The sequence below is a fragment of the Bradyrhizobium yuanmingense genome (assembly GCF_029167105.1).
GTDB lineage: Bacteria > Pseudomonadota > Alphaproteobacteria > Rhizobiales > Xanthobacteraceae > Bradyrhizobium > Bradyrhizobium yuanmingense_A.
In genome coordinates this window covers 44,194-70,791 of sequence record NZ_JARFML010000005.1, presented here as the reverse complement: position 1 = coordinate 70,791, position 26,598 = coordinate 44,194, and the positions used below count along the sequence as shown (strand labels likewise).

The window sequence follows — 26,598 nt, the reverse complement described above, 5'->3', positions numbered from 1 at the left end:
TACCGTTTGCTCTAAGAGAGGCAAAACTGTTCGTGATGGGTACTGCGTGATGACGACAATCGCCCCGGATGCGCGCATGGCCGGCATGGCGCGGACCTATCCGCCGCGAGCCGCCGTCGTGAGTTGGATCTTCTTCGATTGGGCCGCGCAGCCATATTTCACGCTGATCACGACCTTCGTGTTCGCGCCCTATTTCGCGACGGCCATTGCGCCAAATCCCGCCACCGGTCAATCCTTGTGGGGCTTTGCGATGGCGGCCGCGGGCCTTGCGATCGCGCTGTTGTCGCCGGTGCTCGGCGCCATCGCCGACGCTTCGGGCCGCAGGAAACCGTGGATCGCAGGTTTCGGTACGGTGCTGGTGCTGGCGTCCTGCACGCTCTGGATCGGCAAGCCCGGCGATCATGCAGTCATTCCGCTGGTGCTCACCGCAGTTGCGCTCGCCAGCGTTGGTGCGGAATTTGCCACCCTCTTCAACAACGCGATGATGCCGACCCTGGTGCCGCCGGAGCGGATCGGCCGTCTCTCCGGCACCGGCTGGGCCACGGGCTACATTGGCGGCATCGTCAGCCTGATCATCGTGCTCGGCCTGCTCGCCGCCAATCCCGAGACCGGCCGCACGCTGCTTGGCGTCACGCCGCTCTTCGGCCTCGATCCCCTCACACGTCAGGGCGATCGTGCCGCGGGGCCGCTGACCGCGCTGTGGTTCATCATCTTCGTGACGCCGATGTTCCTGTTCACGCCGGATTATCCGGCGAAGCGCCCGCTGGGCGAGGCGTTGCGCGAGGGCCTGTCGGAGCTGAAGCAGTCGATCAAGAGTCTGCCGAGGCAGAAATCGCTCGCGGCATTCCTGCTCGCCAACATGATCTACACCGACGGTCTGGTGTCGCTGTTCGCCTTCGGCGGCATCTATGCCGCGGGCACCTTCGGCTGGCACACCATCCAGATCGGGACGTTCGGCATCATGCTCGCGATCGCCGGCGCGCTCGGCGCATGGCTCGGCGGCAAGCTGGATGATCGTCTCGGGCCGAAGCGCGTCATCGCCGGCAGCCTGCTGGTCCTGCTGCTGTCGGTGGCCGCGATTCTTCTGGTCGACAAGGACAGCGTCCTGTTCGTCAAGACCGCGCCGCCGCAAGCGGGCGCTGCCCTGTTCTCGAGTGCGGCCGAGCGCGCCTATCTCGTGCTGGGCTGCCTGATCGGTGCAGCCGGCGGCCCGCTCCAGGCCGCCTCCCGCACGCTGCTGATCCATCTCGCGCCGAAGGATCGCATCGCGCAATATTTCGGCCTGTTTGCGCTGACCGGGAAGGTGACGTCCTTCATCGGCCCGCTCCTGATCGGCACGGTCACCGCGATGACCGCCAGCCAGAAGGCCGGCATGGCCGTGCTCGTCGTGTTCTTTGTCGCGGGATTGGGCCTGTTGATGCGGGTGCGGGAGTCGTAACTCCCGCCGTTGTCCTGTAGCCCGGATTGCGCTGCGCTCCATCCGGGCTACGCAAATCGCGTCAATGCCTGAAGTGCCGCGTCCCCGTGAACACCATGGCGATGCCGTGCCCGTCGGCGGCCTTGATCACCTCGTCGTCGCGCATGGAGCCGCCGGGCTGCACCACGGCGGTGGCGCCGGCTTCGATGCAGGCGAGCATGCCGTCGGCGAACGGGAAGAACGCATCCGAGGCCACCACCGAACCCTTGGTGAGCGGTTCGGCGAGCTTCAGCTCGGCCGCCGCATCCTGCGCCTTGCGTGCGGCGATCCGCGCTGAATCCACCCGGCTCATCTGACCCGCGCCGATACCGACGGTGGCGAGATCCTTGGCGTAGATGATGGTGTTGGACTTGACGTGTTTTGCCACCCGGAACGCAAACTTCAGATCACGCATCTCCGCATCCGTCGGCGCGCGCTTGGTGACGACCTTGAACGTCATGTCGTCGACCACGGCGTTGTCGCGGCTTTGCACCAAGAGGCCGCCGGCCACCGTCTTGGCGGTCAGGCCCGGCGCACGCGGATCGGGCAGGCTGCCGGCGAGCAGCAGGCGCAGGTTCTTCTTGCCGCCGATGATGGCGATCGCCTCTTCGCTGGCGTCGGGCGCGATGATGACCTCGGTGAAGATCTTGGTGATCTCGCGCGCGGTGTCGGCGTCGAGGGCGCGGTTCATCGCGATGATGCCGCCGAAGGCCGAGGTGGAATCGCAGGCCAGCGCCCTGCGATAGGCCTCGACGAGGTTCGGCCCTTCGGCGACGCCGCAGGGATTGGCATGCTTGACGATGACGCAGGCCGCGGTGCGCTTGGCGTCGAACTCGCCGATGCATTCATAGGCCGCGTCGGTGTCGTTGATGTTGTTGTAGGAGAGCTCCTTGCCCTGGAGCTGCCGCGCGGTGGAGACGCCGGGGCGCTTGTCCGGCGTCGCGTAGAAGGCGGCGGTCTGGTGCGGGTTCTCGCCGTAGCGCAGCGACTGGATCAGTCGGCCGCCGAAAGCGCGGAAGTCGGGCGCGTCGATCTCGACCTGACGGTTGAACCAGTTCGAGATCGCGGCGTCATAGGCCGCAGTGCGGGCATAGGCCTTCGCGGCGAGCCGCCGGCGCAGCTTCAGCGTGGTCGCGCCCTTGTTGGCGGCGAGCTCGTCGAGCACGTCCTGATAGTCCTGCGCCTCGACGACGACGGCAACATCGTCGTGGTTCTTGGCAGCGGCGCGGATCATCGCGGGGCCGCCGATGTCGATGTTCTCGATGCAATCCTCGAAGCCCGCGCCTGTGTCGACGGTCGCTTCGAACGGATAGAGATTGACGACGAGCAGGTCGATTGGCGCGATGCCGTGCGCCTTCATCGCCTCCGCGTGCTCCTTGTTGTCGCGGATCGCGAGCAAGCCGCCATGCACCTTCGGATGCAGCGTCTTGACGCGGCCGTCCATCATCTCGGGGAAGCCGGTGAGGTCGGAGACGTCCTTCACCTTAAGGCCGGCCGCGGCGATCGCTTTCGCGGTGCCGCCGGTCGAGACCAGCTCGACATCGTGCGCGGCGAGCGCCTTGGCGAACTCGATCAGGCCGGTCTTGTCGGAGACGGAGAGAAGGGCGCGTGTGACGCGGCGGGGATGGTCAGTCATGAGCAAGATCCTCTGTTCAGGGAGTGTCTATGCCCAGGCGCGCGGCTTATATGTCCCGCGCTTCCCGATGGTGCTCCATCCAAGGTCGCCAGTCGCGCGAGCGAGCGCTCGATAGCAGCTTTTGGCGTCGCTCTCAACGGGTAGATAGGGCCGGATCGCGCCTGTTTACAACGGAAGTTCCGGCTCGCGCCGGGCGTTGCGGCGGGCATTGGTCACTGCGGGCGAGGCGGTGGAGCGGACAAAGCTCCAGCGGATCGACGGCGCCTGGCGGGCGTTCTGACGGATCACGATCTGGGCGGTGCGGCGCGGGCCGTCATTGCCGGCCAGGAATACGCTGTCCTCGAGATCGACCTTGTCGTCCAATGCCTCGAAGGTCCAGACGTCGCGGTTCGGCAGCACCAGCATGACGCCGCGCGCATCCGACAGCCGGCTTGCCTTCACCGCCGGATGCAGATGGAAGCGCAGCGCGAAATCGGCATCGGCGCCCTTGAAGCGTCCGCCCTGCGGCGGCGACAGCGCGTCCTCGCCGTCGATGCGCGCGCCGTCATTGGCGATCATCAGCACGCGGCGGTGGATCGCGCCGAACTTGGCGAGATAGCCGTCATGCGAGGTCGTGAGCAGCGTGCCGTTCTGCACGACCTCGCGATAGCTCTCGACCTCGACGGGGCCACTGGTGACGGGCGCGCCGTGCAGGAGCCGCTTCATCGCCGACATCTCGACGAACTGGCATGACGACGTCTCGTGATAGGTCAGGGTCGAATGCGCCGCCGTGCTGCGCGCGAACGGCCGCCAATTGTCGCGGCCGGTGGTCGGCATGCCGCAATTGGTGACGATACGGCTGATGCCGGACGACAATTCGAACGACAGGCAGCCGGCATGGGCGTCGTGACTGACGCCGGCCGGCGGCGGCGGGCCGGTGTCGATGATCACAGTGGTCTGGCCAGCATCGAGGCGCTGAAAGCCGGTATGCGGCATGTTCGCCATCGGCGCACCGTGGGTGTCGTCATAGGCGAGCAGCGTGGCGAGCAGGTCGGACGAGGTCGCGCTCATGCCGTTGAACAGGGCGAAATTGCCGTCGCCGTGCCGGAAGAAGCGCAGCATCGGCATCATGCGGTCGATCGCATTGAGCAGCGCCGGCGGCGGCGCGATATTGCGCGCGGCAAACGTCTGCCGCAGCGGCAAGAGGTCGATCAGGAGCTCGATCAGCGCGCCCGGATTGCGCGAGATGTGGCCGCCATCGGGCAGGATCTGCCGCTGCAATTCGTCGGACAGCTTCTTGGAGGCGCTGCGGATGTGACGCGTCTGGTTGGCGAGGCAGAGGGACGAATAGCACAGCGCGATCAGCACCTGCAGCTTCGGCACCCCGTCCGGAATGTCGACCATGGTGTAGCGCAGGAAGCGGATCTCGCGCGCCAGCGCCCGCAAGTAACGGCGGTAGAACTTGTTGTCGGTCTCGCTCAGCACCAGCGGCGCCTGCGACAGCAGCGAGATCACGCGCCGCGCCAGCACGTCGGCACGGCGTGCGACGGGGCGGCGCTTGTTGGCGGGGTTGGCGATCCAGTCCTCGATGAGCGCGCGCGCATTCGCCCGCGTCAGCGCCGTATCGGCGGCGCGCAAGTGCCGCAGCCAGCCGAAGCCGAGCAGCGCAACCTCCCAATCCTCCGACGGCGGCTCGAGATCGAAGATCGAGCGGCCGTGGCAATTGACGATCTTGCCGGCGAAGACGAAGCGGCCGGCATAGATCTCGGCGGCGCGAGTCGCATCCGCGGTCCGCAGGTCATGCGGCGCGATGATCAGCCGGTCGGTGCGACCGGGCCAGACCCGCGACAGCACAACGGAACCGCCGCCCGCGCGCGCCAGCATGTTCCGCGCGAAGCGGTTCATGACCAGCGTCGAGATACGTCTGCGTTGAGCGACCGACACGCCTTGCCTTGATGGGGGAGAGGATCAGCGACGAATCCTTATTAATCCCAAAATCGGACGCCTGACACCACCTTGAACGGCGCGAATCAGGGTCGTGGTCGCAAAATCCAGTGCAAAATCAGGATTTAACGAGCCGGGCCGCGAAAAATCCGTCGAGCCCGCCGAGCCTGGGATCGGCGTTCGGCAGATGGCAGGGCAGGGTGCGCAGGTCGCCGTCCCGGTTGAGGATTTCGTCGAGGCCCGCAACCTCCGATGCCACGATCGGAGCGCGGCGAAGCGCGGGCTCGGTGGCGAGCAGTGCCGCCACCGCCTGCTCGCCCTCCTCGGGTTCCAGCGAACAGGTGCAATAGACCAGCGTCCCGCCCGGCTTGAGCAGCGACACCGACTTGCGCAGCAGCCGCTGCTGTAGCGCGGCCAGGGTAGCGATGTCGGAGTCCTGCCGCAGCCATGCGACGTCGGGATGCCGGCGGATCGTGCCGGTGGAGGTGCAGGGAGCATCGATCAAAATACCGTCGAACGCCTCCGCCGGGCCAGCCCATTCCACGGCGTCAGCGACGACGGTCTCGGCCTGCAGCGACAGCCGCGCCAGGTTTTCGCGCAAACGCGCCACCCGTGCCGGCGAGCGGTCGATCGCCGTGACCTGCGCGCCCGAGAGCGCCAGCTGCGCGGTCTTGCCGCCAGGGGCGGCGCAGAGATCGGCAATGGACTTGCCTTTGACATCGCCGAACAGCCGGGCGGGCAACGCGGCGGCGGCATCCTGTACCCACCATTGTCCTTCGGCGAAGCCGGGCAGCATGGTCACCGAACCATGCAGCAGCATCCGCACCGTTCCCGTCGGCAGCGTCTCACCATGCAGGCGGCTTGCCCATTGGGCGGGATCCGATTTCACCGTGAGATCGAGCGAGGGCTCGTGGCCGAGCGCCGATGCCATGTCTCGTGCGGTCGCCTCGCCATAATGCGCGCTCCAGCGCGCGAGCAGCCATGGCGGCAGATCCAGCGATTGCGTCGCGACCTCCTCGACCAGCGCCTTGCCCTCGCGCGCGCAGCGACGCAGCACGGCGTTGACGAGCCCGGCATAGCGCGCGGCGCGGCGGTCGGATTGCACGAGGCGGACGGAGAGATCGACCGCGGCGTGATCCGGCACGTCCATCCAGAGGATCTGGGCGGCGCCGATCAAGAGTGCGCTCTGCGCGCGTGGCGCGTCGGAGGGAACGCCCTTGTCGAGCAGGCGGGACAGCACATGGCCGAGCGTGCCGAGCCGGCGCAGCACGGTGGCGACCAGGCGCCGCATCAGCGCGCGGTCGCGGTCGGCCAGCGTCTTCAGTCCGGGATGGGCACCGCCGCCGTCGAGCTGGTCGTCGAGCGTGCGGTGCTTGTGCAGCACGCCGTCGACGATGTCGGCGGCAATCCGTCGCGCCGCAAGGCCGGGCACTTCGGACGGAGGGACGAAACGTTGAGATGGCATGCGGAAGCAAGGTTCTGAACGAGCGGCAGTTCCGCCGCGATGGGCGCATGCCTTGAGAAGGCGATCTCTGACACGCGAATATGCCAAATGTAAGAATCGCTTGCGAGTTTTTCAGCGCTCCGAGCCGATTTCAGGAATGCGTTATTGGGCATCGCGTTGTGTCCGGTCCTGCGCTAGAAAGCGCGGCGATGAGTGACCCCGTTCCCGATCGCAAGTCGCTGTCGCCGGCCGCCCAGCGCGCGCTGGCCGAGGCCGAGGCGCGCCGGCAGGCTGCTGCCGCCAAGGCCAAGGATGAGGCCAAGAACGAGACCAAGGCGAAGGAGCTGCAGGGGCCGCAGGGGCCCGAGCCCACCCGCTACGGCGATTGGGAGCGCAAGGGCATCGCTTCCGACTTCTGAGGCGCTTACTTAACCTCTCCGCTTGCGGGAGAGGTCGCGCCGACGGCGCCGGTGAGGGCTCTATCCTCTCGGGGTACCCGATTGCGGCGGCGTGGATGGCCGGGACAAGCCCGGCCATGACGCCGTTGCATCCGAGGCAGAACTCGTCCCGGTCGCTACAGGTAATTGTGCGCTCGCAAGTAGCGGATGATGCGCTCGCAGGCCGCCTCGCTCGACATTTCCGAGGTGTCGATGGTGATGTCGGGCGCCAGCGGCGCTTCATAGGGATGATCGATGCCGGTGAATGCCGGCAGCTGGCCCGACCTAGCCTTGCGATAGAGCCCCTTGGGATCGCGGCGCTCGCATTCGGCAAGCGGCGTCGCGACATGGATCTCGATGAACTCGCCCGTTGCGAGCCGCTGGCGCGCCAGCTCGCGCTCGCTGCGGAACGGCGAGATCAGCGCCACCAGCGCGATCAAGCCGGCCTCGACGAACAGCCCCGCGATCTCCGCGACGCGCCGGACGTTCTCCGTTCTCTCCGCGTTGGAAAAGCCGAGGTCGCGGTTGATGCCGTGACGAAGATTGTCGCCGTCGAGCAACGCGGCATGGCGCCCGAGCTCGGCAAGCCGGCTGTCGACGAGATTGGCGATGGTCGATTTGCCGGCGCCGCTCAGCCCCGTGAACCAGAGCACGCAGGGACGTTGCTGCTTCAGCCGGGCTCGCACGGATTTGTCGACCGCAAGCCGCTGCCAATGAACGTTGGTGGCGCGGCGGAGCGACATGTCGATCATTCCCGCCGCGGCAGTGCGATGGCTGATCGGGTCGATCAGGATGAAACTGCCCATCTCGCGGTTGTCGCGGTAGGCCTCGAACACCAGCGGGCGGTCGAGATCGAGATGGACATAGCCGATCTCGTTGACGTCGAGCGTGGTGGCGCTTTCCCGCGCCATGGTGTCGATGGCGATCCGGTGCTTGAGTTCCGTGATCACCGCGCCCGTCGAGGCGGTGCCGCACCGGAGCAGATAGCGCCGGCCGGCGACCATGGCCTCGCCATCGAACCAGACGAGATGGGCCGCGAGCTGATCCGACACCGGCGCTGCAGATGCGGCGGTCAGCACGTCGCCGCGGCTGACGTCGATCTCATCGGCGAGCGTTAGGGTGATGGACTCGCCCGACCTTGCGTGATTGCGCTCGCCGGCGGGCGTGAGAATGCGCGCGATGCGGGTCTGGTGTCCCGACGGTTGCGCGCGAACGGCATCGCCCACCGCGATCGTTCCGCTCGCGATCCGTCCGCAGAAGCCGCGAAAATTCGCATGCGGCCGGCTCACCCACTGCACCGGCAGCCGGAACGGCTGCTGCGAGGCGTCGCCGGCGACGTCCACGGATTCCAGATAGGCCGTAATGGTCGGCCCCTCGTACCAGGGCATGCGCGTGCTCGCAGCGACGATGTTGTCGCCGTCGGGCGCAACGACCGGGATGCACTGAACCTGGGAGATCCCGAGCTGGCCGGCCAGAGTCAGGTATTCGGCGGTGATGCAAGCGAAGCGATCGCCGTCAAATCCGATCAGGTCCATCTTGTTCACGGCGAGCACGACGTGGCGGATGCCGAGCAGCGACAGGATGTGGCTGTGGCGGCGCGTCTGCGTGATCACGCCCTTGCGCGCGTCGACCAGCACCACGGCGAGATCGGCATTGGAGGCGCCGGTCGCCATGTTGCGCGTATACTGCGCATGCCCCGGCGTGTCGGCGACGATGAAGCGGCGCAGCTTCGTGGCGAAGAAGCGGTAGGCCACGTCGATGGTGATGCCCTGCTCGCGCTCGGCCTGCAACCCGTCGACCAGCAGCGCGAAGTCCAGGTCGCCGCCGGTGGTGCCGGCGGTCTTGCTCTCCGAGGCGAGCGCGTCGAGCTGGTCGTCGAGCAGCGTCTTCGAATCATAGAGCAGCCGGCCGACCAGCGTGCTCTTGCCGTCGTCGACGCTGCCGCAGGTGACGAAACGCAACGTCGGGCGATCGTCTTGCTCGAGCCGCGGCGCATCGGCGGCGGCGATCGTCGATGCCTCGTGATAGGACATCAGAAATAACCTTCCGCCTTCTTGCGCTCCATCGATGCGGGACTGTCCCGGTCGATCATGCGTCCCTGTCGTTCGGAGGTGCGTGACGCCATCATCTCCTGCACGATCTCGGGCAGGGTTGCCGCCGTCGAGCTCGTTGCGCCGGTGAGGGGATAGCAGCCGAGGGTGCGAAACCTGACGGAGCGCCATTGCGGCGCTTCGCCGGGCTGCAGCGGCATCCGGTCGTCGTCCACCATGATCAGCGCGCCGTCGCGCTCGACCACCGGGCGCGACGCTGCGAGATAGAGCGGAACGATCGGGATGTCCTCGAGCAGGATGTAGTCCCATACGTCGATCTCGGTCCAGTTCGACAGCGGAAACACCCGCATGCTCTCACCGGGCGCGAGCCTCGTGTTGTACAGGCCCCACAGCTCCGGCCGCTGGTTCTTCGGATCCCAGCGATGCGCGGCGCTGCGGTGCGAGAACACGCGCTCCTTGGCGCGCGACTTCTCCTCGTCGCGCCGCGCGCCTCCGATCGCGGCGTCGAAGCCGTGGAAGTCCAGCGCCTGTCGCAGCGCTTGCGTCTTCATGACGTCGGTGTAGCGGGCCGAGCCGTGGGTGAAAGGGTCGATGCCCTGGCTCAATCCGTCATTGTTGGTATGGACGATCAGGTCGAGACCGAGCTCGCGCGCGCGTCGGTCCCGAAACGCGATCATCTCGCGAAACTTCCAGGTCGTATCGACATGCAGCAGCGGAAACGGCGGCTTGCCGGGATCGAAGGCCTTCATCGCTAGATGCAGCAGCACCGACGAATCCTTCCCGATGGAATACAGCATGACCGGCTTGCGGAACTCGGCCGCCGTCTCTCGCAGAATGTGGATGCTTTCCGCCTCCAGCCGGCGGAGATGGCTGGCGACGTGACGCTGCTTGCCGCCAGCACCTTCACGGAGTGCGGAATCGGCTCCGGTGGGAATGTCCAGCATGACGATCACGCGGCCGCAGCAAACCAGTCGCCGAACAGACGTTGCGACAGTGCCGCATTCAGGCCGAGATCGCGAACGCAGGCGGCGACCGCGGCGCGATACGCATCATTGACCCCGCAGCGCTCCAGAGCCTCGCGTTGCGCTTCGCTCAGAGAGGCCGTCGCACGGCGCTGGTAGCGATAGGCACTGTCGGAGGTGTGCAAATTGGGCACCTTGTAGATCGTCGCTTCGCTCGGGAAGATGACGCGCGCATTGTTCGCGTGCGAGTCTCCCGGCTCACGCCAGGACGTGACGGCATTCTCGTTGAAGCTGCCCGAAAGGCCGATCCGTTCGAACAGGACACGAACCGAGGTCACGGCCTCCTTGCTCACCTCGTAGACGTAGTGAGTGACGGCAACGCCCTGTCGCTGGGCGTAGCTTGCGACTTGAGCCGCGCTGAGCGCGGCGACGACATAGTGCCGCAGCAATACATCTTCAGGCGCGCGCGAGATCAGCTTGTCGAGCCACGACGCCAGTGAACTCGCCGGCTCACGGTCGAGCATGATGAGATGCAGCCGGTGCCGCGGATAGCCCGCCTCGATCAGCAGCTTGAGCGGATTGAACAGGCTCTCGGCGAGCACGTAGGGCCCGATCGTTTCCTTGCTGAAGATGTGCGGCTCGTCGTCTGCCGACGGCACGGTCCACGGCGCCGGCCTCTTGCCGACGAGCGCATCGCGCAGCATGGCCTTCAAAGGCTGATAATAGGAAGGCATCCCGGTCATGCCGAACAGATTGCTCAGGGCCGTCGATCCGACGCGCGCCTTGCCGCATGCAAAATAGAGCATGGGAAAGTCTTGCGGCGAGCGATGCCGGAAGCCGTCCGCCAGGCACTCCGTCACCTCGCGCATCAGCGTTTCGAGCGCGGCGGTCCTGGTTTGGAACCCCTCCACCGGCGGAAGCAGCGTGGTGTCGAGAGAACTATCTTGCTGACGAACGAGTTCGGCGATTCGCTCGAGCGAATCGGGGGACGACGCATCGATATTCATGGCGGGACTCGCTGAACAGGTTCCGCAAGCGAGTTGCTTACGGCTCAGTATTCAACCTATTGTTGATTACGACCCCGGTCAAACCCGGGCAATCCCGGGGGCTTCATGAATGTCCGGCGAGCACGGCAATCGTGCTCGCGGCTTCGTTGCGCATTACGCGGCGCGCACTGTGCTGAGGAACTTCTCGACCTCCGTCTTCAGGAGGCTGCTTTCGCTCGACAGCGAACGCGCCGACGCCAATACTTGTCCCGACGCCGCGCCGGTCGCGCTCGCGCCATGGCTGACCTGGGCGATCTTGTCCGCGACTTCGACCGTTCCCTTGGCGGCTTCGCTGACGTTTCGCGCAATCTCGGCCGTCGCTGCGCCCTGCTGTTCGATCGTCGCGGCAATGGTCGTCGAAATGTCGGAGATGCGGCCGATGGTCGTCCCGATTTCCTTGATCGCTCCGACGGAGTCCTGCGTTGCCGATTGCATGCCGGCGATCTGCGCGCTGATTTCCTCGGTCGCTCGCGCGGTTTGCGCCGCGAGCGCCTTGACCTCGCTCGCCACGACCGCAAAGCCGCGGCCGGACTCGCCGGCGCGGGCCGCCTCGATCGTTGCGTTTAGCGCCAGGAGGTTGGTCTGTTCGGCGATCGCCGTGATCAATTTGACGACGTCGCCGATGCGGCCCGCCGCCTTGAGCAGCTCGTTGATTCGGGCATCGGTGCGCTCGGCCTGCTTGACCGCATCGCCGGCGATACGGCTGGAATCGTGCACCTGGCGGCCGATCTCGACGACCGACGTGCTCATTTCCTCGGCCGCAGACGCCACCGCCCCGACATTGGTCGAAGCTTCCTCCGAGGCGGCGGCGACCATTCCGGAGAGCTGCTGGGTCTGTTCGGCCGTACCCGACAACGTGCCGGCAGCGGATTCGAGCTCCTGGGATGCAGCCGACACCGAGTTGATGATGCCGCCGACCGCAGTTTCGAACGCGTTGGCAAGCCGCGTCATCTCCTGCTTGCGCTGAGCGGCCGCAGCGGCTTGATGGTTCTTCTGCTCGGCTTCCATCTGCTCGATGCGGATCAGATTGTCCTTGAAGGCCTGTGCCGCGCGGGCGTTATCGCCGACCTCGTCGCCACGGCGGGTGTAGGGAATTTCGATCGCCTTGTTGCCTCCGGCGAGCTGCAGGAGCACATCGCCAATGCGACGGATCGGACGGGCGACGTTCAAGACGGAAAAGACTGCGGAGCCGACCAACGTCAGGACGACGAATAGGCCGACGATCAAAGCGAAATTGGCGACGCGGTCCAGCTCGGCCAGCATCTCGCCCTTGCGGCGCGCGGCGAATTCGTTGGCGACGCCGACGAGATCGTCGATGCGCTTGCTGACTTCCTGCGCTGCCGGACGCATATGCTCTGCGAGAATGCTTGCCCTGGCCGACTCTGCTGCAAGCTTGGCGCCACCCGCGGGGGCGGCGATGACCGCCTTTTGCGCCGCGGCGAGCTCGACGCCGCTGGCCAGATACGCATCGACGAATTTCTTGGTCTCGCGGTAAGCGTCCTGTGTGACCTTGCGGGTCGCCCGCTCTCTCGCGGCATCGATTTCGGTGCCGGCCTCGCCGGCCCGGGTACGGAGAAGCTCAAGGAGCCTGTCCACCTCTCCGGCTGACGGTGCCGAGCCGAGTTCGAGAGCGGCGAGCTGCGCGCGTGCCATCGCCGTCTGAGCCGCCTGCGCATTGCCCTTGTTGAGATAGTTGATCGTGACGAGGCGATTGGATTCGGCAATGGAGCGGTTGCCGAGCATCTGATTGGTCAGCATGCCGCCGACCAGCACGACGCTCACGCCTGTCACGATGCCGAGCTTTGTTCCAATGCGAAACCTGAATGACCTCACGGCGATCTCCCCTCGGTTTGTCGTATAACAGCTATTCGCAACCAATGATTGAGAATTGGAAAATATTCGCGAATCCCCAGTAGAACTACGGCTGACTTCTGAGAGACGGAACTTTCGTGCATGGCCTCCGGGCGCATTCGGCTTCGTTCATGGACGCGCTCATGCTTGTGAGTTCCCCCGACTCAGTCATAGCGTGAGCTGATGCGTTTCCAGGATCGCCCCAATTCCTATCGGCCGCAGTTCAGCGGCTCGCCGTTCGGCCGCCGCTTCTCCGGCCTATTGCCCTGGATGTTCGTAGTGGGCATCGGGCTGGCCGTCGTGCTCACATTCCGCCATGGAACGCACTGGCTTGTTCCCGATACCGATCGCACTGGAGATGCCGAGATCGTTCTTCAGCAGACCGGCCACGCGGATGTGCGTCCCGTCGAATTCATCCGCGCCATCGATGGCGACACTTTTCTCGCCCGTGTTCGTTTGCACGAGGGACGCGATCCCGTGGTCCGCATTCGGCTGCGCGGCATCGATGCACCCGAATTGAAAGCATCCTGCCAGGAGGAGCTGGACAAGGCCGAAGCGGCGGCCCGTGCCTTGCGCGATCTGCTCGGCCAGGGCGGCGTGACCATTACCAATCTCGCTCCCGACAAATACGGCCGAGTCCTCGCCGACGTCGCGACCCGGCGGACTGCGAACGTTTCGGCGGCACTGCTCGCCGGCGGCTTCGTGCGCAGCTACAATGGCGGCCATCGCGACGGCTGGTGCGCGCGCGGCTGGCGGTTCTGGCAATAAAAAGGCCGCGTCGAAGACGCGGCCTTTCATTTCATCTCGGCTGATTCAGGCGATCAGCGCGTCACGACCACCGTCGTGCCGACGGAGACGCGGCGGTAGAGATCGGTGATGTCGTCGTTGAGCATGCGGATGCAGCCATAGGAGACGAAGCCCCCGATCGAGCCCGGCACGTTGGTGCCGTGGATCGCATATTCGCCGCCGGCGAGCGTCATCGCCGCAACGCCCATCGGGTTGCGCGGCGAGCCGCCCGGAATGACGTCGGGGATACCAGGCTTGTCGCGCTTCACCTCGGCGGGCGGCGCCCAGGCCGGATTGAGATATTTGCCGTCGATCTTCGTGGTGCCGGCCCACTGCTTGCCGGCTTTGCCGACGCCGACCGGATAGCGCACGGCCTGGCCGTTCCCGAGGATGAGATAAAGCCGCCGCTCGCTGGTTTTGACCACGATGGTGCCCGGCGAATAGTCGGCCAGGTGCGCCCCCACCATTTCCGGCCGCGCCTGCGCCGCCGTCGACGTCAAGGCCCCAGCCGCGATGGTGGCGGCCAGCGCCACCGCAATCCTCATCGACATCGATGCTTCCCCTTGCCCAAATCGGATCGTCCAAAATGACGCAGAACCGGCAATCGTCGCCGCACCAAGCCCTCGTCGATGCTCATTCTTAACCGCGCCCGTTAACCCAATGGTTTCCGCGCGCGGCTGCCGAGGGCAGGCCAGCAGGGGGAACAAAGGAAATGTTCGAAATAAAGTAAATGACCAGAAAACAACACTCGACGGGAAAGATGCAGGCGCGCTGCCGCGCCCGCTGACAACAGCGTGAGGGTGTGACTGGCCGTTGGTTGAGAGGGGCGCGACACGCGCTCTCGTGTCCCGGACAACCGCAGCGAAGCGGAGCGCCGATCCGGGACCCAGTTCTTTCTTTCGGTCGATCGCTGGGCCCCGGCTCAGCAGCGCACCGCTGAAGGAGCGCTGCGCTGCGTCCGGGGCACGAACTCGCCTTACGCCGACTTCTTGTTCTGCCGGTTCTTGACGAGATCATCGACAACGGCGGGATCGGCGAGCGTCGAAGTGTCGCCGAGGCTGCCCGGCTCGTCCTCGGCGATCTTGCGCAGGATGCGGCGCATGATCTTGCCGGAGCGGGTCTTGGGCAGGCCCGGGGCGAACTGGATCTGGTCGGGCGAGGCGATCGGGCCGATCTCCTTGCGCACCCAGGTCACGAGCTCCTTGCGCAGCTCGTCGCTCGGCTGCACGCCGGCCATCAGGGTGACATAGGCGTAGATGCCCTGACCCTTGATGTCGTGCGGGAAGCCGACGACGGCGGCTTCCGACACCTTCTCATGCGCGACCAGCGCGCTCTCGACTTCGGCGGTGCCCATGCGGTGGCCGGAGACGTTGATGACGTCGTCGACGCGGCCGGTGATCCAGTAATAGCCGTCGGCGTCGCGGCGGCAGCCGTCGCCGGTGAAGTACTTACCCTTATAGGTCGAGAAATAGGTCTGCTCGAAGCGGGCATGGTCGCCGTAGACCGTGCGCATCTGGCCCGGCCACGAGCGCGTCAGGCAGAGATTGCCTGATGTCTCGCCTTCCAGCACCTTGCCGTCGGCATCGACGATCTCAGGCACCACGCCGAAGAACGGTTGCGTCGCCGAGCCGGGCTTCAGCTTGGTCGCGCCCGGCAGCGGCGTGATCAGAATGCCGCCGGTCTCGGTCTGCCACCACGTGTCGACGATCGGGCAGCGGTCGTCGCCGACGACGCGGTGATACCACTCCCAGGCTTCGGGATTGATGGGCTCGCCGACCGAGCCGAGCAGACGGAGCGAGGCGCGCGAGGTCTTCTTCACCGGTTCGTCGCCGGACTGCATCAGCGCGCGGATCGCGGTCGGCGCGGTGTAGAAGATGTTGACCTTGTGCTTGTCGATGACGTTCCAGAACCGCGAATTATCCGGATAATTGGGCACGCCCTCGAACATCAGCGTGGTCGCGCCGTTGGCGAGCGGCCCATAGAGGATGTAGCTGTGGCCGGTGACCCAGCCGACGTCGGCGGTGCACCAGTAGATGTCGCCGTCGTGATAGTCGAAGACGTATTGATGCGTCATCGAGGCGAACACGAGATAGCCGCCGGAGGTGTGCAGCACGCCCTTGGGCTGGCCGGTCGAGCCCGACGTGTAGAGGATGAACAGCGGGTCCTCGGCGTGCATGTGCTCGACCGGGCATTCCGTGGTCACCATCGCCGCGGCCTCGTGGTACCAGAGGTCGCGCGTGGGGTTCATGTCGACCTTGGCACCGGTGCGCTTGACCACGACGACCCAGTCGACGCCGTCAGCCTTGCTGAGCGCCGCATCGACATTGGCCTTCAACGGCACCTTCTTGCCGCCGCGCAGGCCTTCGTCCGCGGTGATGATGACCTTGGATTTGCAGTCGTTGATGCGCTGGGCGAGGCTGTCAGGTGAGAAGCCCGCGAACACCACGGAGTGGATCGCGCCGATCCGCGCGCAGGCCAACATTGCATAGGCGGCCTCGGGAATCATCGGCAGGTAGATGGTGACGCGGTCGCCCTTCCCGACGTTGCGGGTGCGCAGGATGTTGGCCATCCGGCAGACCTCGTCGTGCAGCTCCTTGTAGGTGATGTGCTTGGACTGCGAGGGATCGTCGCCTTCCCAGATGATCGCGGTCTGGTTGGCGCGCGCAGGCAGATGCCGGTCGATGCAGTTGTAGGCGACGTTGAGCACGCCGTCCTCGAACCATTTGATCGAGATGTTGCCCGGCGCGAACGAGACGTTCTCGATCCTCGTCGGCGCCTTCATCCAGTCGATGCGCTTGGCCTGCTCCGCCCAGAAACCGTTCGGGTCCGAGATCGAACGGGCGTACATCTCCTTGTACTTGGCCTGGTCGACCCAGGCGCGCTTCGCCCACTCCGCGGGGATATCGTAGATCTTCTCGGACATGCTTCCCTCCACATGCGGCAAGCTCAGGCAATGCCGACATCATCATTTGATGGATTATGCGTCGGGCTAACCGGACCCGACAAGGAGCACAAGCTGGACCTTCGACGGGCAGCCGGCCATGCGGAGGATCAAGGTCCGGAAGGCCCGCTGTCGCAAATCTGAAACGGGGCCGACGGGCACCTTCCGGCTCTTTACCCAAACCGCCAGAAGGGACGCTGCAGAGCCCCATGCGCCGGCTGGAGGTATTTGGCAACCGCTTCTCGCTGATTCGGGACTCGCAATCGTGTTCGGAACACCCTAAATGGCCAACCCGGGTCCAAAGAGACCCTTCGGAACAAAAATTACAACAGCGGCATTGATCGACAACAGGACAGGGCTAAGGCGTAAGACCATGATGGATCAGCAGAATCTCGGGACGATACGGCCCGCTTCAGCCGATCCTGCAGCCATTGCCCTGGCCAAGGCCCTCGGACAATGGCCGAAACCGGGCGGTTTCAGGCGCCCGAGCCCCAAGAAGACCTATGACACGGCGCCTGCGGCGACGGTCGAGGCCCTCGCTAAGGAGCTGGGCTTGCGGCTCGGCGACCAGAACGAGCTGACCATCCGTCGTATCAGGCGCGGCAAGGGCTATTCCTTCGTCCGTCCCAACGGCGCGCATATCCGCGACGCCCGCACCATCCGGCGGCTGCACGCCATGGCGGTGCCGCCGGCCTATCGCGAGGTGCGCTACTCCGCCGATCCGAACTCGCACCTTCAGGCGGTGGGCCGCGATGCCGCGGGCCGGCTGCAATATCGCTATCACGCCGATTGGGAGAAGGTCCGCGAGCAGCGCAAGGCGCATCGTCTGGCAAAGCTCGTCGGCGCGTTGCCGAAGATCCGGCGCAAGGTCTCGGCGTTCCTGTCCGGGGACGAGCCGACACGCGAGTTCGCGCTCTCGGCCGTGATCGAGCTGATCGCGCGCACCGCGATACGCCCCGGCAACGAATCCTACGCCCGCCTCAACGGCACCCGCGGCGCGACCACGCTGCTGAAGTCCAACGTCACGCTGGAAGACGATTGCTTCGTGCTGACCTTCAAGGCCAAGGGCGGCAAAGCGGTGCGCAAAGAGTGCGACGCCGCCAAGCTGGTGCGCGCCATCGGCATTTTGCAGAGCGTTCCCGGCAAGCGCATGTTCCAGTATCGCGATGCCTCCGGCATCGTGCGCGCGGTCAATACCACCCAGGTGAACGCGTTTCTGCGCGAGATCGCCGGCATCAAGATCTCGCTGAAGGATTTCCGCACGCTGATGGCGTCCGCCGTCGTGGTGGAATCGCTGTCGCGGATCACGCCGGCGAGCAGCCAGCGCGGCCGCAAGAAGCAGGTGCTGGATGCGATCCGCGCCGCCGCCGACCAGCTCTCCAACACGCCGGCGATCTGCCGCAAGAGCTACGTCCACGACACCATCGTCACCGCCTTCGAGGAGGGCATCCTCGAGCGCTTCGCCGCGACCATGACGGGCCAGCGTTCGCAGGCCAGGCGCGAGCAGCTGCTGGCACAGGTGGTGGCGACCGCGGCGGTGTAACGACACTGCCGTAGCAATTTGGTTGCTACAAGAGCTACGACTTGAGCTACGACTTGGCCGAGACACCCTTGTCAGGACCGGGATCGCCGCCCGCGGCTGCGATCGTGAGCCGCTCCAGATAGTGCGCCCAACCCGTTGCATGGGCGGCCGCCTGCGCTTCGTTCGGCAGGCCGCTATGGGTCATGCGCAGCAGCGTGCCGCCGTCCTGCTCGATCAGGTCGATCTCGATCAGGCTCGAGCCGGGCGGCACTTCCTGACCGCCCTCCCAGCCGAATGTGTAGGCCAGACGATGCACCGGCACGACCTCGCGGAACGCGCCGCGGGCGGCGGCGCCGTCCGGGCTGACGCCCTTGAGCAGGTAGAGCCCGCCGGGATAGGGCTCGGTGGTTGCGTCGGAGCCCATCCAACTCAGGATCTTTTCGGGGTCGGTGAGGTAGGCGAAGACGGTGGCGCGCGGCGCCGCGATCTGGGTCTCGCGTCGCACTATGAATGGCTCGGGCATCGGCGATCATCCCTGGTCTGACGATGGGACATGGCGGCGGCCCTGCGCTCCGTCAAGGATTGCCCGTGGCAAAGACGGCCCTGTTTCGCCATGATCGCCTCATGCAGCTCTCCCCGACCCTCGCCTGGCTCCTCGACGCGGCCTCGGATTGTCACGGGGCCGACCGCCTGCTCGCGGAGCTCGGCGCGCATCTGGCCGCCGATGGCGTGCCGCTCGCGGCAGGCGCCCTGACGCTGGAGGTGCCGCATCCGCTGATCGCGAAGCGGACCTGGCTGTGGCGTGCCGACAGCGGCCAGGTGATCGAAGCGCTCGGCTTCGCGCCGGGCGGCCTCGCGCCCGATCCACCCGAGGACGCTGGCCGACGCTGGCTGCGCGATACCGCGCGCGGCGAGGTGCACGAAGATGTCGCCGGACGGCCCGCTGGACCGCTGCTGGGCTGGATCGGACCGCGTCCGTTCACGGCGGGTGAGATTGAGCAATTGCGTCAGGCCGCGCGTTTCGCCGCAACGCCGCTTGCCGTGCTCGCCGCGCGCGCCACCTTGCGGGCAACGCTCGATGCATACCTCGGCACGCGCAGCGCGGAGCGGGTACTGGCGGCGCCTCTGCGCCGCGATCTCGGCGAGACCATCCAGGCCGCACTGCTCTATGCGGACCTGCGCAATTTCACGAGCCTGTCGGAGACCACCCCGCCGGCCGACGTCATCGCGGCGCTCGACGCGTGGTTCGATCGCATCGCCGGCGCGGTTCACGCCTTCGGCGGCGAGGTGCTGAAATTCATCGGCGACGGCGTGCTCGCGATCTTTCCGGTGCTCGAGGCGTCCCCGCGCCGCGCCTGTGACGCTGCTTTGCGCGCGGCAAGCGCAGCCGAAGCCGGGATGGCGTACCTCAACAAGGAGCGCCGCGCGCAAGGGCTGCCGCCTTTGTCGTTTGGCGCCGCGCTCCATCTCGGCGAGATGCTCTGGGGCAATATCGGCGCCGCCAACCGGCTCGACTTCACCGCGATCGGTCCCGCCGTCAACCTTGCCAGCCGGCTGGAGGGATTGTGCAAGCCGCTGGGCCGGACGGTGCTGGTGTCGGGCGCACTCGCCGCCGAGACGGAGATGCCGCTGGTTGCGCTCGGGACGCATGAGCTGCGCGGGATTGCCGCGCCGTGCGAGGTGTTTACGCTGGCGGAGTCACAAGCCCGGATATCGCAGCCCGGATGGAGCGAAGCGTAATCCGGGATCGGGCTTCAATCGAGGCTTTCCCGGATTGCGCTGCGCTCCATCCGGCCTACGAAACGACGTAACTACATCCCGCCCATCTTGCAGACGATCTTCCATTCCTCTGCCGTCACCGGCTGCACGGAGAGGCGCGAATATTTCACAAGGGCCATATCCGCGAGCTTCTTCTCGGCCTTGATCGCGGCCATCGTCACCGGCGTCTTCAGGGGCTTGTCGGCCTTGATGTCGACGCAGACGAATTTGCCCGTCTTGTCGGTTGGATCGGGATAGGCCTCCTTGGTGATCTCGGCGATGCCGACGATCTCCTTGCCCTCGTTGGAATGATAGAAGAACGCCTTGTCGCCCTTCTTCATGTTCACGAGGTTCTGACGCGCGGTGAAATTGCGCACGCCGGTCCAGGCCTCGCCCTTGGCGCCCTTCGCAACCTGCTGGTCCCAGGACCACACCGACGGTTCGGATTTCACGAGCCAGTACGCCATGCTTATTCCTCTGCCTTGAAGGGGCGCGTCATCAGCGCCGAGATCTCGGCATCGATCGTGCTTCGGCCGCTCAGGATCGATGCGACCGCCTCAGATACCGGCAACTCGATGTCTTGCGAAGCGGCGAGCTCGATCAGCACGGGGGCGGTGAACTCGCCCTCGGCGAGCTTGCCGGCGGGAGGCTGCTCGCCGCGTCCGAGCGCGAGGCCGAGCGCGAAGTTGCGCGATTGCGGGCTCGAGCAGGTCAGAATGAGATCACCGAGGCCCGACAGGCCGGTGAGCGTCTCGCTGCGTGCGCCGAGCGCACGGCCGAGCCGCGTCAGCTCGGCAAAGCCGCGGGTCGTGAGCGCCGCCTGCGCGGAGGCGCCGAGCTTGCGTCCGACCGCGATGCCGACCGCGATCGCCAGCACGTTCTTGGCGGCGCCGCCGATCTCGACGCCGCGGATGTCGGTGGAGTGATAGGGACGGAATGTCGGCGAGCCCAGCGCCTGCACCAGGCTGCTGGCGAGCGCCTCATCGCTTGTCGCCAGGGTCACTGCCGTCGGCAGGCCGCGTGCGACATCGTCGGCAAAGCTCGGCCCCGACAGGATCGCCGGCCGCGCGTGCGGCGCGGCCTCGGCGATCACGTCGGTCATGAACTTATGGGTGCCGTGCTCGATACCCTTGGCGCAGGCAACGATCGGCACCGCCTTCGTGATGTGCGAGGCCAGCATGTTGACCGCACCGCGCAAATGTTGCGCCGGCGTCGCGACCAGCAGCATGTCGGCACGCGCGGCGAGCGCCAGATCGCTCGTCACGACGATCTCAGGCACGATCCGAATCCCGGGCAGCCGCGGATTGTCGCGCGTCGATGCGATCCGCGCGCCATGCTCGGCATTGCGTGCCCACAGCGTCACGTTTCGCCCGGCTCGCGCCGCCACCGTCGCCAGCGCCGTACCCCAGGCGCCCGCGCCGATCACTGCGACGGATTGGAACGCGGTCATCCCTAGAATCCCGCCCGAGTCTTGCCGTAGCCCGCGGGCGCCGTCGCGTTGGCATCGAGCAGCCAGCGTGCGCGCGGCTCCGCGTCCATCGTGTCGGTCAGGCCGAGCGCCAGGCGCTCGGCGCCGGCCCAGGCGATCATGGCGCCGTTGTCGGTGCACAGTGCGGGCGGTGGCATGATCAGCTGCGTCCCGGCCTGCCTCGCGACATCGTCAAGCGCGCCGCGGATCGCCTGATTGGCGGCGACCCCGCCGGCGGCGACCAGCGCGCGCGGTGCGCCGAATTGCTCGCGGAAAAGCTTCAGGCCGACGCTCAGCCGGTCGGCCGTTGAATCGAGCACGGCGGCCTGGAAGCTCGCGCAGAGATCGCTGATGTCCTGCGGCATGAGCTCGGCCAGCCGGCTCGCTTCGGTGCGCACCGCCGTCTTCAGTCCCGACAGCGAGAAATTGGCATCAGGGCGCCCCTGCATCGGCCGGGGAAACGCAAAGCGCGTGGCATCGCCACCTGCCGCCGCGCGCTCGACCTGCGGGCCCCCGGGATAGGGCAGGCCCAGCATCTTCGCGACCTTGTCGAAGGCCTCGCCGATGGCGTCGTCGACCGTGGTGCCAAGCCGCACATATTGGCCGACACCAGTGACCGCGACGATCTGGGTATGGCCGCCGGAGGCGAGGAACAGGCAATAGGGAAATTCGATGCCGTCGGTGAGACGCGGCGTCAGCGCATGCGCCTCGAGATGGTTCACCGCGACCAGCGGCGTGTCGTGCACCATCGCGATCGCCTTCGCGGTGGTGAGTCCGACGATAACGCCGCCGATCAGCCCGGGCCCCGCAGCCGCCGCGACTCCGTCGAGCTGAGCATAATCGATGCCGGCCTCGTTCATGGCGTGGTCGATGATCCCGTCGAGCACGTCGACATGCGCGCGCGCGGCGATCTCCGGCACCACGCCGCCGAAGCGGGCATGCTCGGCGATCTGCGACCGCACGATGTTGGACAGGATCTTGCCCTTGCCGTCGGCCGCGCGTTCGATCACGGCCGCGGCGGTCTCGTCGCAGGTGGTTTCGATGCCCAGCACCAGCATTGGCGAATTGTTATCCAATTTGCGCCCTTGCGCTCATCCATAAAGCAGAGTTCTGGTACGTCCGGTAGCATCCCGGGGTCGGCTTGCGCAATCGTCACGCGCAGCCGTTCTGGTCAATGCGTCACCGCCAAATGGTCCGGGAACAGCAGCGATGTCCATTCTTGTCACACGGCCGCATCCAGACAATGCGGCGACGGCGGACAAGCTGCGCACGCGCGGGCATGCGGTACTGCTTGCGCCGGCGCTCAAGCTCGAGCCGGTCGCCTTCCAAGGCGAGAGCGAAGTTTCTTATGATGCCGTTCTCGTCACCTCGGCCAATGCAATCCGCGCTATAGCGTCGCAATTGCCGGACCTCGGTCTGCTGGAGCTGCCTTTGTTCGCGGTCGGCGAGCATACGGCTGCAACGGCGCGCGAGGCCGGCTTTGCCGAGGTGATCGTCGCCGGGGGCGACGCCGCGTCCTTGCGCGACAAGGTGATGCAGAGCGCGCGCGACAAGGTGCTGAAGAAAAGCAGCACGCTGCTGTATCTCGCCGGCGCGGATCTGTCGCGCGACCTCGGCGGCGAGCTCGGCGCGGGAGGTTTCCGCGTGGTGATGCAGACGACCTACCGCATGGCGCCGGTGAAGCATCTGCCGCGCGAGGTCTGCGAAGGCTTTGTCGCCCACGGGATCGAGGCGGTGCTGCACTACTCCCGGCGTAGCGCACGTGCGTTCCTCGATGCGGCGCGGGACGAAGGTGTCGAAATTTCGGCGCTGGCGATCCCGCATTGCTGCCTGTCCGAGACCGTTACGGGCGTGCTGCGCGATGCCGGCGCGTCGCAGGTTCTGGTGGCTGCGACGCCGGACGAAACTGCCTTATTCGACACCTTGGAGCGTGCGTTGCGGACCCGTTTGGCGTAAAGGTCGGGCCGAATCCGACGCAATCTAGTCCACCCTGGTATGGAAGTGTGAGGAACCGTCACGATGGCCGACGACAAGCCTGAAGACGCAGGATTGGCGCCCGATCCGGGTCGTGCCAAGCGCACCCCGCCCACCATCGACCTCGAGGCGACGGAAGTCTCGACCCAGCCGCAGCAGGTCGCGGCCGAGCCCGAGGCATCCGAGCATGTCGCGCAGGAGCAGGCCAGGGTGGAACAGCCCGGCTCGGAACAGGTCAAGGCCGAGCCTCAGTCCGAATCGGCAGAGCAGCAGGCCTCCGCGGCGGCGCCTGTATCGGCGCCGATTTCCCCCTGGGTCATCGCGCCGTTCTCCGGCGTTGCCGCGGCTGCGGTCGTGATCGCAGTCGGCTGGATGCTGGGCTGGCCCGCGGTGCAGGCCCCGCCGGCCGCGCCGCAGGTCACCAGTGCGACCGTCGATGTGCTGAGCGGACGCGTTGCCGCGGTCGAAGCCAGGGCCGCAAGGCCCGCGGCCGATCCGGCCCAAGTCGCGCGGATCGACGCGTTGGAGAAAGCGGCGAGCGCACTGCGCGGCGACATCGCCAATTTGCGCGCGCAGTTCGACAAGACGGCGAGCGCGCTGAACGATGCGAAATCCGCACCGCCGAGTGCCGCGCCCGATCTTGGCGCGCTCACCGACCGCATCGCTCAGCTCGAGCGCGCGAGCAAGACCGAGCGGGCCGAGCTCGCGCAGCAGGGCGAGAAGATCGCCGAGGCCAAGACGATGGACGACAAGCCGCTACGCTATGTGGTGGCGGCGTCCCTGCTCGACGTTGCCGTTCGCCACGGCGATCCCTATCAATCGCAACTGGCCGCGGCGCGGTCGCTGGCGACCAAGCCCGACATGCTCAAGCCGCTCGAGGTGTTTGCATCGTCCGGCATCCCGACATCGGCTGCTCTGAGCCGCGAGCTCCTCAATATCGTGCCGAAGCTGTCGCCGCCGGCTGAAGCTCCGTCGAGCGAGGCCGGTATTGTCGAGCGGCTCCAGGCGGGCGCGTCAAAGCTGGTGCGGATCGAGCGCACCGATGGCGTCGGCAACGATCGCGGCGCCATCGTGACGCGCGTCACGGCGGCGGCGCTCCGCAGCGATTTCGCCGAAGCGCGGCGCGAGCTGAAGACGCTGCCCGAGGCTGATCGTGCTCCGGCGCAGGCTTGGCTCGACAAAGCCGACGCCCGCGACGCCGCGCTCGCCGCGTCCCGCAAATTCGCCGACGATGCCATGGCGGATCTCGCCAAATCTACTCAATAAGATTCGCGCAACAATCGGCGCGTATAGGGATCGACCATGCTTCGCATCGTCCTCTTTCTCGTCTTGATCGCACTGGCGGCGGCCGGCGCGGCCTGGGTCGCCGACCAGCCCGGCGATCTCGTCCTGACCGCGGGCAGCTTCCGCATCTCGACGACGCTGCCGAGGTTCGTGTTCTTGCTCGGCCTCTTCGCCGCTTCCGTCGTGCTGGTCTGGAGCATCCTGACGATGATCTGGCGCATGCCAGGGCGCTTGCGCCGCCGCCGTCATGACAAGCGCCATGCCCGCGGCCGTCATGCCATCACCCATGGCCTGCTCGCGATCGGCCACGGCGATTCCGCGCTCGCGCGCCGGCACGCCGAGGCGGCGCGGCGGCATGCACCGAACGATCCGCTCGCGCTGCTTTTGCACGCGCAGTCGGCGCAGCTCGAAGGCAATCGCGACGAGGCGCAGCGCGTCTTCCGCGCCATGGCCGAACGCGAGGATACGCGGCTGCTCGGCCTGCGCGGTCTCTTCATCGAGGCGCAGCGCGCCGATGATGCGGTCGGCGCCGTGATGATCGCGGAGGAAGCGATCAAGCTGTCGCCGTCCGCGACCTGGGCCTCGCACGCGGTGCTCGGCTTCCGCTGCGCGCGCGGCGACTGGAGCGGCGCGCTCGCGATCCTCGATTCGAATCTGTCCGCGGGCCTGATCGACAAGCAGACCTATCGCCGGCAGCGCGGCGTGCTGCTCGCCGCGCGTGCGCTGGAGCTGGAAACGATGGACCGCGACGTCGCGCGCGAGAGCGTGATGGAGGCGGTCAAGCTCGCCCCGACCCTGGTGCCGGCGGCCGTGCTGGCGGCAAAATTCGAGAGCGAGGCGCATCAGGTGCGCCGTGCCATGAAGCTGGTCGAAGCCGCCTGGCTCGCCAATCCGCATCCCGATCTCGCGGATGCCTATGCGCATGTGAAGCTCGGCGATTCCGCATGGCACCGCTTGCAGCGGGTGGAGACCCTCGCCGCGAAGACCCCCGCCGACAAGCCCGGTTATGTCGAAGGGCAGCTCGCGATCGCGCGTGCTGCGATCGAGGCCTCGGAGTTCGCCCGCGCACGCGAGGTGCTCGCGCCTTATCTCAAGGATCCGACCCAGCGCGTCGCGCTGCTGATGGCCGAGATCGAGCGCACAGAGCATGGTGACGGCGGCCGCGCCCGCGCCTGGACCTTGCGCGCGGTGCGCGCCCGGCTCGATCCCGCCTGGACCGCGGACGGCTATGTCAGCGACCGCTGGCGTCCGGTCTCCCCGGTCACCGGCCGCCTCGATGCGTTCCAGTGGCAGGCGCCGGTCGCGAGCCTGCCCTCGGACAAGGGCCCCACGCTCGAATCCTCGGCCTTCGAGGAGGCCATGCTGGCCGCTCCGCCGCCGAAGCGGGTCACCGCCGCTCCCAGCGAGGCCGCGGTGGAACCGCCGGAGGTGGCCCCGCTGCCGGCACCGGCCGCGCAGGACAATTCACCCCCTCAGGCCAAGGACGCCGCGAAGGAGGCTGCCAAGGAAGTGGCCAAGGAGACCGGGGAGCAAACTGCGAAGGTCGACGAGCCGGTCGTCACGCCCGCCGAGCCGGCGAATCCGGCTTCGGCGCCCGCCGAATCATCGCCGGCGGCGCCGACGCCGGTCTTCCGGACCCGCGCCGACCTCAGTAAGCCCGCCTCGGCGCCGACCCAGACCGTCATCCCGATCGTCCGCGCACCCGACGATCCCGGGATCGACGACGACGGCCCAAGCGACGAATTTACGGAACAAATCGGCACGCCCAAAGCCCAGGCGGGCGGCTGGCGCGGATTCTGGTCCCGCTGGGGCGCGTGAGCGGTATTTCGCCTCCCGCTTGTCCTTGCCAATTCGGGCCATGCCCGATATCAGGGGCGCGCGTATTGGGGCCGGCATTGCTTTGGTCCCGGCAGGTTCGCCGCAATAGCTCAGTCGGTAGAGCACGTCATTCGTAATGACGGGGTCGGGGGTTCGAATCCCTCTTGCGGCACCAGCGCCCCTTTTGTCCGGCCCCCAAGTACTCCCATCGACGCATCAGCCTGCATCAGGGCTCGCTCGG

General features: G+C 66.7%; 21 protein-coding genes, 1 tRNA gene and 1 riboswitch. Of the genes, 9 read left to right on the top strand and 13 right to left on the bottom strand.

Annotation, left to right across the window (positions count from 1 at the left end):
* Window positions 1–49 precede the first annotated feature (49 nt).
* Window positions 50–1,438: an MFS transporter gene (locus P0R31_RS08425; RefSeq protein WP_275513678.1), complete on the top strand. Its 1,389-nt coding sequence runs from the start codon at window positions 50–52 to the stop codon at window positions 1,436–1,438.
* A gap of 61 nt (window positions 1,439–1,499) precedes the next feature.
* Here P0R31_RS08425 and purH read toward each other — a convergent pair whose 3' ends face one another.
* The 3 genes from purH to P0R31_RS08410 form a co-directional block, all read right to left on the bottom strand.
* The gene (gene purH, locus P0R31_RS08420) at window positions 1,500–3,092 is read right to left on the bottom strand and encodes a bifunctional phosphoribosylaminoimidazolecarboxamide formyltransferase/IMP cyclohydrolase (protein WP_275513677.1); all 1,593 of its coding nucleotides are present in this window, start codon (window positions 3,090–3,092) and stop codon (window positions 1,500–1,502) included.
* A gap of 24 nt (window positions 3,093–3,116) precedes the next feature.
* Window positions 3,117–3,198: riboswitch (ZMP/ZTP riboswitch) on the bottom strand.
* A gap of 59 nt (window positions 3,199–3,257) precedes the next feature.
* The gene (locus P0R31_RS08415; protein WP_275513676.1) at window positions 3,258–4,976 is read right to left on the bottom strand and encodes a heparinase II/III family protein; all 1,719 of its coding nucleotides are present in this window, start codon (window positions 4,974–4,976) and stop codon (window positions 3,258–3,260) included.
* 157 nt (window positions 4,977–5,133) lie between these two features.
* Window positions 5,134–6,480, bottom strand: a complete 1,347-nt coding sequence (locus P0R31_RS08410; RefSeq protein ID WP_275513675.1) for an RsmB/NOP family class I SAM-dependent RNA methyltransferase — start codon at window positions 6,478–6,480, stop codon at window positions 5,134–5,136.
* A 188-nt stretch (window positions 6,481–6,668) separates the two neighbouring features.
* Between P0R31_RS08410 and P0R31_RS08405 the strand changes: the two genes are divergently transcribed.
* Window positions 6,669–6,878, top strand: a complete 210-nt coding sequence (locus tag P0R31_RS08405; RefSeq protein ID WP_275513674.1) for a DUF1674 domain-containing protein — start codon at window positions 6,669–6,671, stop codon at window positions 6,876–6,878.
* A 155-nt stretch (window positions 6,879–7,033) separates the two neighbouring features.
* Here the strand turns inward: P0R31_RS08405 and cysN are convergent, their stop codons facing one another.
* The 4 genes from cysN to P0R31_RS08385 all read right to left on the bottom strand — a co-directional run bounded on the left by cysN (window position 7,034) and on the right by P0R31_RS08385 (window position 12,788).
* Window positions 7,034–8,929: a sulfate adenylyltransferase subunit CysN gene (gene cysN / locus P0R31_RS08400; RefSeq protein ID WP_275513673.1), complete on the bottom strand. Its 1,896-nt coding sequence runs from the start codon at window positions 8,927–8,929 to the stop codon at window positions 7,034–7,036.
* Window positions 8,929–9,891, bottom strand: a complete 963-nt coding sequence (gene cysD / locus P0R31_RS08395) for a sulfate adenylyltransferase subunit CysD (RefSeq protein WP_275513672.1) — start codon at window positions 9,889–9,891, stop codon at window positions 8,929–8,931. The genes cysN and cysD overlap by 1 nt, the downstream gene beginning before the upstream one ends.
* Window positions 9,892–9,896: 5 nt before the next feature.
* Window positions 9,897–10,916, bottom strand: a complete 1,020-nt coding sequence (locus tag P0R31_RS08390; protein WP_275513671.1) for a sulfotransferase family protein — start codon at window positions 10,914–10,916, stop codon at window positions 9,897–9,899.
* Between the two features lie 153 nt (window positions 10,917–11,069).
* Window positions 11,070–12,788 (bottom strand): methyl-accepting chemotaxis protein, encoded by a 1,719-nt coding sequence (locus P0R31_RS08385; RefSeq protein WP_275511779.1) that lies wholly within the window; start codon window positions 12,786–12,788, stop codon window positions 11,070–11,072.
* Window positions 12,789–12,989: 201 nt separating this feature from the next.
* On the opposite strand from P0R31_RS08385, the gene P0R31_RS08380 reads away from it, so the two are divergent.
* Window positions 12,990–13,574, top strand: a complete 585-nt coding sequence (locus P0R31_RS08380) for a thermonuclease family protein (RefSeq protein ID WP_275513670.1) — start codon at window positions 12,990–12,992, stop codon at window positions 13,572–13,574.
* Window positions 13,575–13,627: 53 nt separating this feature from the next.
* On the opposite strand, the gene P0R31_RS08375 is transcribed toward P0R31_RS08380, so the two are convergent.
* Window positions 13,628–14,143, bottom strand: coding sequence for a L,D-transpeptidase (locus P0R31_RS08375; RefSeq protein WP_275513669.1), 516 nt, complete (start codon window positions 14,141–14,143; stop codon window positions 13,628–13,630).
* A gap of 425 nt (window positions 14,144–14,568) precedes the next feature.
* Window positions 14,569–16,515: an acetate--CoA ligase gene (acs, locus tag P0R31_RS08370; protein ID WP_275513668.1), complete on the bottom strand. Its 1,947-nt coding sequence runs from the start codon at window positions 16,513–16,515 to the stop codon at window positions 14,569–14,571.
* A gap of 391 nt (window positions 16,516–16,906) precedes the next feature.
* Here acs and P0R31_RS08365 point away from each other — a divergent pair, with 391 nt between their 5' ends.
* The gene (locus tag P0R31_RS08365; RefSeq protein WP_225174083.1) at window positions 16,907–18,076 is read left to right on the top strand and encodes a DNA topoisomerase IB; all 1,170 of its coding nucleotides are present in this window, start codon (window positions 16,907–16,909) and stop codon (window positions 18,074–18,076) included.
* A gap of 46 nt (window positions 18,077–18,122) precedes the next feature.
* On the opposite strand, the gene P0R31_RS08360 is transcribed toward P0R31_RS08365, so the two are convergent.
* A complete protein-coding gene (locus P0R31_RS08360; RefSeq protein ID WP_275513667.1) occupies window positions 18,123–18,578 on the bottom strand; it encodes an SRPBCC family protein in 456 nt (151 codons plus the stop codon).
* Window positions 18,579–18,679: 101 nt separating this feature from the next.
* Between P0R31_RS08360 and P0R31_RS08355 the strand changes: the two genes are divergently transcribed.
* Window positions 18,680–19,795, top strand: coding sequence for an adenylate/guanylate cyclase domain-containing protein (locus P0R31_RS08355; protein WP_275513867.1), 1,116 nt, complete (start codon window positions 18,680–18,682; stop codon window positions 19,793–19,795).
* A gap of 71 nt (window positions 19,796–19,866) precedes the next feature.
* Here the strand turns inward: P0R31_RS08355 and P0R31_RS08350 are convergent, their stop codons facing one another.
* From P0R31_RS08350 to tsaD, 3 genes are read right to left on the bottom strand one after another with little or no spacing between them, the layout of a single operon-like run.
* Window positions 19,867–20,280 (bottom strand): EVE domain-containing protein, encoded by a 414-nt coding sequence (locus tag P0R31_RS08350; RefSeq protein ID WP_275513666.1) that lies wholly within the window; start codon window positions 20,278–20,280, stop codon window positions 19,867–19,869.
* Between the two features lie 2 nt (window positions 20,281–20,282).
* Window positions 20,283–21,263, bottom strand: a complete 981-nt coding sequence (locus P0R31_RS08345; protein WP_275513665.1) for an NAD(P)H-dependent glycerol-3-phosphate dehydrogenase — start codon at window positions 21,261–21,263, stop codon at window positions 20,283–20,285.
* Window positions 21,264–21,265: 2 nt separating this feature from the next.
* Entirely contained in the window at window positions 21,266–22,333 is a 1,068-nt protein-coding gene (gene tsaD, locus P0R31_RS08340) for a tRNA (adenosine(37)-N6)-threonylcarbamoyltransferase complex transferase subunit TsaD (protein ID WP_275513866.1), read from the bottom strand.
* 157 nt (window positions 22,334–22,490) lie between these two features.
* Between tsaD and P0R31_RS08335 the strand changes: the two genes are divergently transcribed.
* The 4 genes from P0R31_RS08335 to P0R31_RS08320 all read left to right on the top strand — a co-directional run bounded on the left by P0R31_RS08335 (window position 22,491) and on the right by P0R31_RS08320 (window position 26,532).
* Window positions 22,491–23,237: a uroporphyrinogen-III synthase gene (locus tag P0R31_RS08335; protein ID WP_275513664.1), complete on the top strand. Its 747-nt coding sequence runs from the start codon at window positions 22,491–22,493 to the stop codon at window positions 23,235–23,237.
* Window positions 23,238–23,300: 63 nt separating this feature from the next.
* Window positions 23,301–24,521, top strand: a complete 1,221-nt coding sequence (locus P0R31_RS08330) for a COG4223 family protein (RefSeq protein ID WP_275513663.1) — start codon at window positions 23,301–23,303, stop codon at window positions 24,519–24,521.
* Between the two features lie 36 nt (window positions 24,522–24,557).
* Window positions 24,558–26,357, top strand: a complete 1,800-nt coding sequence (locus tag P0R31_RS08325; RefSeq protein WP_275513662.1) for a heme biosynthesis protein HemY — start codon at window positions 24,558–24,560, stop codon at window positions 26,355–26,357.
* A 99-nt stretch (window positions 26,358–26,456) separates the two neighbouring features.
* Window positions 26,457–26,532, top strand: a tRNA-Thr gene (locus P0R31_RS08320).
* Window positions 26,533–26,598: the final 66 nt, after the last annotated feature.